Source organism: Candidatus Chordibacter forsetii, from assembly GCF_964187505.1.
GTDB lineage: Bacteria > Verrucomicrobiota > Verrucomicrobiia > Opitutales > Seribacteraceae > Chordibacter > Chordibacter forsetii.
In genome coordinates this window covers 1-14,422 of record NZ_CAXLML010000224.1, presented here as the reverse complement: position 1 = coordinate 14,422, position 14,422 = coordinate 1, and the positions used below count along the sequence as shown (strand labels likewise).

General features: G+C 45.0%; 1 protein-coding gene. It reads left to right on the top strand.

Going from position 1 to position 14,422, the window contains the following annotated elements; genetic code table 11:
* Nucleotides 1-14,422, top strand: a 14,422-nt coding sequence (locus ACKPQ4_RS09670) for a DUF2341 domain-containing protein (protein ID WP_407680977.1), incomplete at both ends; no start/stop codon positions are given.

Sequence of the window (14,422 nt, the reverse complement as noted above, 5' to 3'; positions counted from 1 at the left end):
AGGTCCTTTCAATAGCAACCAATACTTTGCCGGGCAAATCGATGACCTCCGAATGTACGACGATGCCCTAACCTCAGAAGAGATTTCCCTAATCTACAACGGGGGAGAGGGAGATATTGGATTGGTCGGAACGGTATCCGCACCCGTGGTCACCGATGAAGAAACCATTACCTTTCGAATTACTTTCGAAAAATTTGAAGAAGGCATCGCAATTGCTGGAATCACAGAAGCCGAGATCAATGCAAGCCTAACCAACGGAGAGATTGTCGATGGGAGTTTAGTGTCTCTGGGTTCCGGGGTTTTTGAATTCAACGCAACCTTTACCTCCTACCAACAGATGATCCTGGACTTACCCCGTGGGGCAGGTAGTTCCGACACAGAGGACACCTTGAGGGTCCTGCATAAAATATCTCGGGTTCCCGAAGTTCCCCTAAAAGAACATTTAGTCCATTGGTGGTGGCTGGATGAATCGATTGGCAAAACTGTTACCGACAGCATGGGCTCAAGCGATGGTTCGATGCAGGGAGGTGCTTCATGGACTGCTGACTCTATCTTCGGAACAGCGGTTAGTTTTCGTAATCAGGGAGATTACCTATCACTCGGCTCGCCTGATGCCAATCTCAGCAAGGAACAGTTCACGGTTTCGCTATGGTATAAAAGAGTTGCCAATAGTACTTACCGATCCCCTGAACTCATTGGAAACATCATGCTCTCTCTCGGCGGAACGAATGGAGAGGCGATTCAAATCGGTACAGGAACTTCCAACCTGGAAGTGTACATGAATACTTTGATCAGCTCAGGAAATGTACAGATGGGACGTGGCATTGAAGAAGGTGTATGGAACCACCTACTTTTATCCTACGATGCAAATTCACAGGATGGGTATGAACTCAAATTTTATTTAAACGGGGAACTCGAGGGTGAAAGTGGAGACTTTGGTAGCAGCCTGGTTATACCGGGAAATAGTATTTGGAGGATCGGTCACTCTACCCAAGGGCGATTTATCGGTGAGATTGACGATGTTCGCATTTATTCTGCTGTTCTGGGATCATCCATGGCTACTGATTTGTACAATGATGGCTTGAGTGATCATGGTCTCACTGTGGAGCCCTATTCCTTTGATCCAGTCCAAGACCCAGAATTGCAAGAAGAGGTCTCGGTTGAAGTTAAATTTAAGAGATACGGAAACAACTTAAGCCTCAATGATTTATTGATCGAGGACTTAGACTTTTCTCTGCCAACTCCAGATCAAGTGGAAGGGGTCACCCTATGGATCGATGCATCGGACTCTGGCAGCATCACTTTAGCCACGGGGAACGAAATTGACTCGATATCTAACAAGGTGAACAACGCAATTAGTTTATACGGGCATAGCACAAACAAACCGGATACAGGAGGACTAATTAACGGGATCAATGCCATCGACTTTGATAAACGTAGCGACGATAATATGGAAGGAATCACGGCTTACGAAGGGGGCAGGAATAACCAAACTTGGACTCCTGCCACTGCGGATGGCAGACCGGGCGAAGTCAGGGATGTTTTCGTGATCATGGTGGCCCGACTTGATACCCAACTTCGCAACACCTTTCCATTTGGTTTTGGGTGGGGAGACCACTTCCCTTGGATTAATGGTAACATTTTCTGGTGGTTTTCAGATAATCGTAAATCTGCAAGCATGATCAAAGCCGGAGAAACCGCTCTATTGGGACTACGGTTTTCGGTCACCGAGGGCTTTCAGAGTGTTTTCAAGAATGGTGTATCCATTCTGAGTGGACCTCGGTCATCCCCAACCAATGCAGGAGGCTCTTTCTTTTTTCCGGCCAATAATGCATCCAGTGGTTATGGATCGGATTGGACTCTTGGGGAAATGATTGTATCTCGAGGGGCTTTGAGCCAAGACATTCGCCAGCAAATGGAAGGGTATCTTGCCCAAAAATGGAAACTCAAGGACTTAATGCCTATCACCCATCCCTATTTATCCGCTTATCCTAATTTTCGTTTACTCGATAAGGACGGACAAGATGTGGATGATTTTTCTTTTTCCAAAAATGAGGATAACTCCAGCTTGATTATTCAATTCACCCCATCGGAATCTCCAAACCGTTTTTCTTTCCAACTTGGTGGAAGCTTTAGTGAATCCAGCGATGGTGCCGTCAGTCAACCCCTTAGCTTCAATCTGGCATACGGTCGCCCCTTAACCCGGTTGGATCACCTTGAGGCATGGTGGGATTTCGATGACGAAAACCCCGAGAGTGTCAGTGAATACTTTGGGCGCTTCCCAGGAGCTTTTATCGACAACAACATTTCTGGTACTTTCTATGAAGTCACCTACGCTCCCGGTTTATCTGGCTCTGCCCTCAGTTTTCCTGGAAATGCATGGGTCCGGACGACTGCATCTGCCAGTAGCCTGGGTATTCCATCGAATCGGCCCAGGACGATCTCTCTTTGGATACAGGCTCAGGAAAACGAAATGAATGATGCAGTGATTTATGGAATGGGAAATTTAAGCGGTAATTCGGGTGGAAACTGGACTGGATGGGGATTGCGAAACATTTGGTACAACCGAATAAGTTCTTTTTACAATCATCAAAATGTGAAGAATGATTTTTGGTCCTCGACCGGAGATTTTGGAGGAACATGGAAGCATATCGCCCATATCTACGATGGCGAAAGAGTTAAAGCCTATGTCGACGGATTGGAAGTTCTTAATACGCTACAAACATCAATATCGACTATGAGTCGGATCCCTCTGAGCTTTGGATATTTTGATCAAAACCGGACAAACTGGTATGCCACAAACTTTGTTGGCTTGATGGACGATTTTCGGGTCTATAACATTGCCCTTAGCCAATCCGAAATCGATCAACTTTACGGAAATGGTGCGGGTGATGTATCCATTCTTCCCACCCTGAGTGTAGATCCTGTTATCGAAGGGTCCCGTGGAAATGGAAAATTAACTTTTACAAGAGGTGGATCACCCTTCCCTGCCTCAGACTTAAACGCATCCCATTTCACCGTGACCAATGGTGAAATGATTACCGATTCTGTTTATACAGACGATAACCTGACTTGGTTCTTTGCCTATGAATTAGGAGAAGAAAACAGAGGTTCATCTATTATCTTTCATCCCGATGTATTTACCGATGGTTACGGACAACCAAATGTTAGTAATTCTTCTTCTTCCAAAAAACTTTACCGTGCGATTACCCGGTCGGATGACATAGACGCCTGGTGGTCATTCAACCGTGATTCCCTCAGGTCGAACCAAGTTCAAAGTGATAGTGCAGACGGTACGGTCGCCACAATTTACGATGCCTGGGTAACTCAAAAGGGGAAATTTGGACAAGGCCTGGCTTTTGATAAAACCTCTGATGATGGGAGAATGAAAATTGAACCCAACGGAATCCCTCTAAACGAATCGGGTTGGACACTTTCAGTATGGTGTAAGAATTTCATCTCTCCATCTACTAACGCCATCTCCACCCTCTTCCGCGGGCAGGACAAACAAAGTGCGATTGAGTTTGACCGTTACCTGGTACTGCGGGGACAGGATCAATTTATTGGTTTTATAGATGGAGATGAAGCAGATGATGTGGCGAGGTTTAAGAGTTCCAATTATAATCTCCAACCCTACGCACAAAGGGGTTGGAATCACCTCGTTGTTTTGGGGGAAGGTGCCCGTACCAAGTATTTTTTAAACGGCGTTTTTATTGGGCAGGCAAACGATCGTGATCAAAGCGATGTTTATTACATCGGTAATTCAAGTGGGGATGAATTGTTTGCCGAATATATCGACGATTTACGAGTATATGGAGTTTCTTTATCGCATGCGGAAGTAGGTTCGATTTATGGAGGTGCTTATGGAGATATGTTTAGCTCCATTCGAGTCGAAGAAAATTCTTCCTCTGCTGAGTACCCAAAGGTATTTGATCTGTATTTTGGAAAAGATGCAAGTTCGGTGGAAGTGGATGATCTTAATGAATCATGGATGGTTCTTTCACCTGGTACGATAAGCGATATTAATAAATCGGAAGATAATTCTTCTTACCGGATATCCATAAATCCGGATACTTCGAAAACTCTTCATACCTTGGAAATCCCAGATTTGCCCACTCGATTTCAGAACTTGAGTTTATGGTTGGATGCAAGCGATCCTCAAGGCGGTTCTTTTTCATTCGAGTCCGATAATGAACTGACGCTTTGGCTGGATGGTTCAGACGCAAGTACGGTTACCAAGCGTGATGGATCCGACGATATCGATACCTGGCAAAACAAGGTCAACCCTGCTGTAGTCATGAAAAGCAATAACCAGGGCTCTCCCAGTTTTGATCAAACAATCAACGGTAAAACCGCTGTTGGCATAGGCGAACACAATGGAAACATTGAACGGATTACTGCTTATTTAAACGGGGCAAGGTGGAACCCCGCTGGGGTCAATGGCCAGGCAAGCGGTTCATTAACAGATGTGGTAGTGATGCTGGTTTGGCGGGTTGATCAAAATGGCAGAACAACTTTTCCTTTCAACTGGGGTATGGGCGATCACTTTCCTTGGGAGAACGGTTTAATATACTGGAGGTATTCTGGAAACAACAGAACCCAAGTTCATTTAGCAAGCAATGGAGACACCGTTCTTACCACCCTAGAATATTCGGTCAGTAAGGGTACTCAAAAAGCGTACAAAAATGGCAGCGTAATCTTTTCGCAAGCACCCCAGGAAAATCGTAACATAGGCGGAGCATTCTTCTTCCCCGGTGAGAGTTATTGGGGTATTAATCATGTTCCCCGCTTTACCCTTGGAGAAATGCTGGTGGTGCGCGGAACCATGTCCGAAGAAGAGCGTTCGATATACGAGGGATACCTCTCTCACAAATGGGGAATTTCTGGTTTGCTCCCAAGTATTCATGAATACAAATCACTAGCTCCTAATAATTTCGATGGAGAAGCCTGGAAACCCGGCACCTCATTTGCGAAGTTGTACTGGACAGACAAAAGCAACCAGCGAAATCATGCCACCTCAAACGGCAACCCAACATGGAGCTCAAATTCTCAAAATGGCTTAGCTCTAATGACTTACAGTGGTGCAGATGGAGAATATCATGACTGGGAAAAGATTAATGATATTAGGACAGTCTTCTGGGTAGTTAGAAAAAATGGTACCGACTCCAACCGCTTCCTGCTTGGAGATTGGACGGGGTCTGGAAGCGGTGGGGATTATAATTTTCATACTTCTGGAAATAATTATCTTCATAGCGGGCATGCAAGTACCGCCTATGCTGGAACCCTCAGGGAAAATGGAAGTCTAATTTCAAACCCCCAAGACACACCGCTCCCACAAAATTTAAGTGTAATATCTCTCAGGTCTTATTCCGATTTAAAGGCTTCCAATTTCACCAATGACCGAAATAATGGAGGTCGTACTTGGAAGGGGGACCTTGGAGAATTACTTATTTTCAATGAATCTCTTGAAGACGATGAGATCGAATCGATCGAAGGCTACCTTGCTCACAAATGGGGAATCGAGGGTTCATTAATTGCCGAACACACCTATAAAACAAGTCCACCTGCAAAAGATTTCGGACAACCTTTTACATTTGGGAATGGGCAAGAATTGGAAAATATTCATTTTGAATTGCTACATTATCTACCTCCTTACCGGGAAAATGACCTAATTAGCCGCTGGGACTTTGAGGACTCGATCGTTGATCCTAATGGAAAGACCAGAATCATCGACTTGGGAGGAGCTAGAAATGACGGATTTCTCGAAGGCAATGCACACTTATCCACTGGACGTTTTGATAATGCTCTAAATTTAGATGGTTCCGGGGATTTTCTAGATATTCCAAAATTTCGTGGTGCCTATGCCGCTCGAAACCTTACTTTCTCCGCGTGGATCAAACTGTCTAAAAGTGGATCTTCCGAAGATTCTGACGATGCATCTATTTTCTCAACTGCTGGTAGTTCAACCAACCACGCACGACTTTGGTACGACATAAACGCCAACAGTGTAGGAAACCGGACATACTCTTTCATACTCGGTTCCACCTTAGCACAGGCAAACCGTGCCAGCGGAACCGATGGGCTTGGTATCGCCAACCAATGGCAATTCATCACCTGGGTAATGAACCAGGACCAGCGCACCCTCTATGTCGATGGCAACCTTATCAGCCAGACCAATACCCCTACCCCTTCGATTACTCTTGAGGGAAATAATGCACGAATTGGTTCATGGAACGAAGATAGTGAGGCAGACTTTGAAGGTCAAATTGATGAGATGAGAATATATGGAGTATCTCTTGCCCAGAATGATATTGATGCGATGTGGAATTCGGGTTCGGGCGATCTCGGCATTGTTCCTGTGATTGAATTAAACCACAATCATGCCGCCGCAGAGGTTAATGGTACGATCAAATTTTATCAGGTTGGCAACCAGGTTGAGGTTACTGGTCTTAATTTCTCTGAACTTATTCTAGATGGTGCTACTTTAAGCAATCTTTCTGCTGATGGTAATGGTGGTTATAATGTATCCATACTCCCTGACCACCCGGGTGTACCATTCATAATCTCCATACCTGAAAATTCTGCCACTGAAGAAAATGGTACCACGCTGACCGGAGGCACATCGGCTAAATTCGTACAAAGTCCAACTGTAACCGCTGAGGACAACTTGGTATTATGGTACAACTTTGAGGGTAACGAAAGCGACCGGGCCGTCGATCTGTCCAACCGTTATCTGGATGCCACTCTTTATGGAGGTAAAAGAGTAGCCGGTAAATTTTCCCAATCATTACAATTCCTTCCTGGTGAATACTTGAGGATTTCAGGAGATGATTTTTCCTTCAATCAAACATTTACAATTTCTTTGTGGACTAAGATTTTAGACGATGAGGAGGGTATCATTCTACGAAATGGACAAGTCTCTTTGGAGTATCGGGATGACCTGAAAATGTACGGATCGCTATACACTACGAATGGATGGGAAGAAATTGGTGCCATCGCCCAATTAGGAAAGTGGGCACACTATTCATTATCCAACGACTCCCAAAACTTGAAATTATTCATCAATGGAAATTTGATTAACTCATTATCTCTGGAGAACACCACGGCATGGGAAAGCCTTGCAGACCGTAATCTTTATTTTGGAACTGACTCAAGGTTGCCTTGGAATCGAGGAGGTAAATTTATCTTGGATGAACTACGGGTTTATGACCGCGCCCTTAGTGAAAATGAAATCGAACAGCTTTATGGTCATGGTAGTGGAGATGTGGGTGTACGGCCCATTGTTTCCGGAGATTCCATTTTTTCGCGCTCTCTCATTTCACAATCGGTTCAGTTTTGGAAAGAGGATGCCAACATCTCCGTATCGGGTTTAGAGTTGGCTGAGATAAATGCAAGTGGTGCGAGTTTGTTAAATTTCAATACATCGGATCTTTCTTACGATCTAAATGCCAGTTCAAAGCCATCACTTGTACGGGTATCCCTACCCCATGGAGCTGTAAGTAAAGATGGCAACCTCAGTCAGGCTGGAGCTTATGAGTTCCAACACCGTACCATTACCTCGGTCGAGGATGGTTTGGTTGCGTGGTACACCTTTGACTCGGTCAGTGGGTCAACCATTGCTGATATTTCAGGGAATCTTCGACACGCAATACTCCGTGCCTCTGATATTTCTGAAGACAATAATTTGGATGCGATTAGTTCATCGGAAAGCAGTCCTACAAGCTATGGTGTATCCAATGTGTTTGATGACAACTTTATTGGCTCGAATGATAAATGGCTAACCAAGTGGGACGGATCTCCAGTTTATATTCAGTATGACTTTGAAACACCTACCGAGATCGGTAGTTATGCAATCTATTCTCAAAATGCGGATGAAGATATAAAATCTCCCAAATCATGGATATTTGAAGGATCTAATGATACTACCACTTGGCAACAACTCCAGAAAGTCGACAACCAGACTAATTGGGGGGAATGGGAGAAACGAACCTACCCTCTCACCCAAGCTGCAAATTATCGCTATTACCGAATTTCTTTTACCGACACCACCGGCAATGTAGCCCCAAATCATTTTGAAGACCTACAACTTTGGCTGGATGCTTCTGATTCATCCTCGATCGTAGAAAATGCAAATGTCGTTTCGAGATGGAATGATAAAAGCGGGCTCAACTACCATCTTCTATCCAGCGGAGATCCAAGCACCAATACCCGTTCTCAAAACTCCCAAAATGTGATCGATTTTGATGGAAACGATTATTTTGAATCCGAGAGCTCTTACCCTACCGGAAACGACTTCTCCTTTTTTCTAGTAGCCGGGATTGATACGATTACCAATGCCTACCAAGCAATGTTTTCTATTCGGCAAGCCGCCGGAGATCCAAGTTTTCAGATAGATGCCGCCAGCGATTCATCCTTCCTTGTGCGGTTCTGGAATAATGGTGTTGGCACGAACAAAGATTTTTCATCCACTCCAATCCAAGGTCCGAGCATTTATGAATTCATCTTTGATGATACCGCTAACCAATTAGCTGTTTATGTAGATGGAAGTTCACTCGGAACAACTTCATACACCTCTGCACCGAACCAACAAAACACCCTCACTCTTTTTGTAAATCGTGGAAGAGGTTCTTTCATTGACGGCTTTGTGGCTGAAATGATTGGTATTCAAAAAGCAGTCCCCTCTACTGAACGCAAAAGGATCGAGGGACATTTAGCCCACAAATGGGGGCTTAGTGATTCATTATCTTCCACACACCCGCTCACTTATTTATCAATCGGAGAAATTGAGTTTTTCCCTCCAGCTCAAGTCCAACCTGCAGAATTTAATAATTCAATGGATTTCTCAGCAGACTTTCTGGAACTTCCATTCCGAATCGATCAATCTACTGGATCAACTGGCTTATCTTCGGCTTTGTGGATTATACCCGAAAAAGTTGATGGCAATAACAATAACCCAGCCATTCTTTTAAGTGCCGACAATGGCGGTTACGATTGGTCACTCGGGTTAAGATCAGGATTACCATTTATCAGAACTGGTGACCTTGAAGCAACCACCCCCCAGCAAATCTTTGCCGGTCAGCGATTGCACATCACCGCCGTATTTAATCCCAACCTCAACCAAACACTTGTTTATGTGAATGGAGTACCATCCCAGTTAAACACTCTCGGTTTTGATTCGTCTTCTAACAAACTTATTCTGGGCTCAGATCGAGACGGCTCCAATCCCTTTGAGGGATTAATCGATGATGTAAGAATTTGGAACCGTCCACTTACGGCTGATGAAGTCAGTCTTTTGTACGGCAATGGCTTGGGAGACTTTGGACCGCAAGGAACCATCCTTTTGGAAAGCCCAACCTTTGGGGAGAAAGTGGAAGCAGTGCTTTCTTTTAATCAACCCGTAACAGGTTTTGACCCTAGCACAGACCTGACCGGAGATGGGCTAGCTTATGCGAGTTCGAGTACTGAAGATAATCGTACATTCATCCTAACATTTATTCCCGATTCATTTGATCCTGCCAGCCTCTCGATTACCCTAAACGAAAGTGCGGTCACTGATGATTACGGATCCACGAACTCCGAAGTCACAAAAATCATCGATTACCGACCGCACCGGATAGCTCAGTCTGACCTCCTGGTGTGGTGGGAATTAAATAGTACCACCTCTGATTCATCCGGAAATGGAAATGATGGAACTACCATCAGTACCGATTGGAACAGCACTGGAAAGTTTGGTGACTCTCGTCCCTTTAATGGATCTAATGGAAGATCAATCACCCATACTGGTTTAAGTACTGAATACCCTGAGGTCACTCTTTCTACATGGGTATACCCCCGAAGCGAAAACTTTCATATTTTCTCTATCAATTCAGCAGGAGTTTCCTGGCTATTGGAAAGACGGCGGCCTTTATTCTCTTTCTTGGGAGTTTCTCAAAACTACCTACCCGGAGGACCAGAGAATGAGGTACATGGCCGTGGATACCTTGGGCTCAATCAATGGTCTCACCTCGCGATCACCTACAACCTTACCCAAAGGAAAGTTTCACATTACATCAATGGTGAGCTCGATTTGCAGTCCGGTTTTTCCTCCACCGCAACCTTCCCCTTATCCACTTCATTTAGGTTGGGTCATGAGGATAATATTTCTACATCACTTGGAGAAATTGATGATTTTAGAATCTACAACCGGGCATTATCCCAACAAGAGATCAGTCGGCTTTATGGTGGAGGCAATGGTGATTTTTACAACCATACCATCGAGCTAACCCATTCTGGGAAATACGAACTTCCCATGTTGGTAACGGCAAAATTCCTCAAAGACGGATTCCCGGTGGATTTAAATGGTTCTTTTACCGGTGCAGATATTAGCATTTCCTCAGCGACGGCCTCGATCACTCGATTATCAAGTGGCGTCTACCAAATCTCGGCAACTCCGGATGATAATTCAACGGATGCAAACTTCACTCTCTCTATCGACGGTTCATCTGTCTCCACCGAGTTTTTTGCAAATACATTCCAGAATCAATCCATCAATTTATCATATTCCCCCCGAACCCCAGTTATCCAATCAGATGACCATTCCTACTGGACCCGCGGGCAGTACTCAGAATTTACTATTATTGCCCATGACCAACTCGTTCTCAATGTGTCTGGATTACCGGAATGGATGGAGTTTAATAAAACCTCTGGAATAATGAGCGGGCTTCCGAACGATGGAAATTCATCAACTATTACTATATCTGCTAGTAACCCAGCATCCACTATTTCTCAAACTCACCAAATTAATGTTTTTGATCCATCCCTATTTGGCGCGAAATTAGAGCTTAGCCCAAGTGGTGTATTGTCTGAGCAAACACCATACAATATCGAAGGACTTATACTTAGATTAGACAGCACAAAAATTCCTGATCAAAACGGGAGTGTGATTAAAAAATGGGCAGACTCATCTGGAAAAGACCGTCATTTGGACCAGCATCGCGGAACGCCAAAAGTTCAAATTAGCGAAGCACTAAATAAACAAAAAGTGGTCAACTTTGATGGATACTCCCAACTCTATTCTAAGATTAATTTTGGTACCCTTTTAGATGACTACTCCATTGTTTCTTTGATGAGGCACACGGGCGGAAATGACCGAACTGTCGTTTCATCCGTCGGTACAGACTGGGTATTTGGATTAGGGGATAGTAAATCTGCTTATTGGGAAATGGGCACGAATCTTGTGAATAATGGACCACCTAGTGATGATCAGTGGCATATACTTTCAGGTATGGTAAAATCGGATGGTTCCATAGAGTTGTGGCGCGATGGATTTTTGGTACATCAAGGAAACCAGCCTAATTCGAAAGATTACAAACCTAGCCTTCTTGCATTGGGTGGTGCGGGAGCAAACGATTCGTTCTCCAACTCCGAAGTTGCGGAGGTACTGCTTTATAATCGCGGTCTGAAGGATGCAGAGAGACGGGATCTGGAAGATCACTTGCGGTTAAAATGGATGTCAATCGGGTTGGAAGATTTTCCCTTATTAGTGAGGCTCAGCAGTGGACAACATCCCGATTTTTCATATTCCAGTTTTGCTGACCCTAGCCAAGCCGGAGATTTGCGAATTTTCAATAAGGCAGGCAAAAACCTCTCTTATGAAATTGAAGATTGGAATGGAACGAACGGAGAATCTACGCTCTGGGTGCAGGTAGATAAAATAACTCCAGACCTTAACCTTATTGCCTACTGGGGAAATGATAGTAATACCTCGGCCCCACTCTACAGGAACAATGGTTCGGTTTGGTCAAACTACGCAGGAGTATGGCATTTCTCTGACTTTTCTGACTCCTCCAACAATGATTTAAATGTATCTACCAATGGTTCTCCAGAAACCAGTGCCACTGGGGTAACTGGTTATGCCATTGAATTTGAAAGTGAATCCAATGACTACCTATCCTTATCTAATTATACCGCCACCACAGAAAACAGTGCCCGAAGTATAGAAACGTGGATAAAATCGAGCCAGAGCACGGCTGGAGTTTTGGGTTGGGGAACTGCAGGTAACCGGTGGAATTTCATCTGGAATGCTCAGGGGACCCAAATTTTCACCGAAAATGGTGGTGGTATAAGACAGGGGACCGGAACAATCGGCAACGGACAATGGAATCATCTGGTTGCCAGTTACCCCGGAAATAGTGCTGATCTAAATGCCACCAGACTATACCTGAATGGTCGTCTAATTGATGCAACTGCATCATCAACGAATGGCACGGTTAATACGGGTAGTAATTCCGAACTGGTACTTGGCGGATTACCCGGAGGTACTTCCCTTCTCGATGGATGGCTCGATGAAACGCGTATTTCCACAGTTGGCAGAAGCCATGCTTGGGCACGATTGGCTTATGAGAGTCAGCGGATTGACAAGAATTTCCTCAATCAATCGCTTGAATATCTAAAAGCTCCCCTACTTCCGCCTGATCTCAACCTGACCGTGGTCAATGGAACTCCGATCAGTTTCCAGGTAACGAGCAATCCTCCAGCTACTTTCTATGAACTAAATGATACTCCGCCAAGCTGGCTATCCTTTAACTCCGCAACCGGTATTCTATCGGGTACACCTGATAGCGTAGGTACTTTACAGCTTAGTGTTCTAGCCTCCAACGGGGAAGGGAATTCCTCTACCAGCCTGACTATTTTATCCAAAGCAAGCATAGACCCGCCACTGGTTTCAGCAGGAAAAGTGGTATCCAAGAGCGGAAGAAGTGTGGATATATTGGGAGAAATAATCTCAAGCGGTGGAGCGGTCTGCTCGGTCACGATTTATTACGGAAAAATCGATGAAAATGAAACAGAACAAAACTGGGAGAAATCGCTCGAACTGGGCCAGCATTTTCAGGGAATTGTCCCTCTGAGCCTTAATGGATTGGACAGTGGGGATACCTATCATTACCGAATCAAGGCAAATAATGGCAGTACTGACTGGTCCGGTGCAGGAACTTTCACCACCCTGCCCTACGACCAAGGAACTTTACGGATCAATACTGGATCAGACAGTAATGGACTTGGTGCTGGCTGGTTCTGGGACAAAGGCCTTGGGGAAGGAGAAGTAAATATTCTTGAGCCCACTTTCTCTGAAACCCTCTATTTTGCTCCAGATGGATCGGCGTGGAATCTTACCAAAGCGATCTTCTCCTTTAGTGAATCATTGGCTATCGGATCAAACTTAGGTAATATTATACTAGAAGGAACCAATGCCTTATCCATTCAATCAGATGGCAATATTACGATCGGACAAAGCCTGATCGGCGCGTTGTCTCCCACCAACCCTCATCTTAACACAGGTACCTTTACCGATGGTTATGATGCCTACTACCCTGACTCCACCACCCGTGGAAATCGTACCGGACAAGGTAACCTTGGTGGATATGGGGGGGGGAGAGGTCCAGGCCGGGGGATTTCCTCCGGATCATTTTTTGCAGGTGGAGCATCTGGAGGTGGTGGATCATTTGGTGGAGAAGGTGGGCCTGGGGCATCCGGGGCCAGTGGTATTTTATATGGTTCCGCAGGATTGGATGTTTTACTGGGTGGCTCAGGAGGCGGTCTTGGCAACTTGGGCGAAGCCGGAGCTGGTGGTGGTGCACTTGAATTTAATGCTACCGGAAAGATCATCATTGAAGAAGGAGTGAAAATTTCTCTGCGGGGAGGAACGGTATTTGTTCACCCCCAGTTCGGTGCCAATTTTTCCGGGGGAGCAGGATCGGGAGGGGCAATTAAATTGATTGGTTCATCCATTGAGAATTACGGTATTCTCGATGTGCGTGGCGGGGATGCGGCAGGCGCTGACCCTAGGGAACCTGGAGTAGATTACCTACGCCATGCAGGAGGTGCAGGTGGCGGAGGCAGAATTGCTATTTTATCGGATGGAACAATCTTACCTGGTGCAACCATCATAGACGGTGGTCGAGGGAACGTAGACGGGGCACCCGGCTTGCCAGGAACTTTATTCATAGGGCATTCGAAAAAAATAGTTGCCATTACTGTGTCAGGGGGAAGTTCAACTGCTCCTTATTATCAATTCTATGATGAGAATGGACAAATTCCTGACTTTTCCACTTTTAAACTGAAGTCAGGAATATCCTATCAGTTTATCTCATCTGGTATATCTTCCGAACACCCCTTTATGATCGGCGAAAGTTATGGGGATTACAATTCAACTCTCGTAAGCGGTGGACCCCTGACTGGAACGACCGGAAGAATTACCGTAGAAATCCCCGAGGACTATCAGGGTGATCTTTTTTACTTTTGCACAAGCCATTCGGTTATGTCTCAGGAATTTCGATTGGCATTGGATTCCTCACGCAATCGATACGATGATCTTATTTTAAAATCAGGAACCCTAACATTTGATACCGCAGGATCATGGATGCACAGTTCTGGGCAAAAAGGA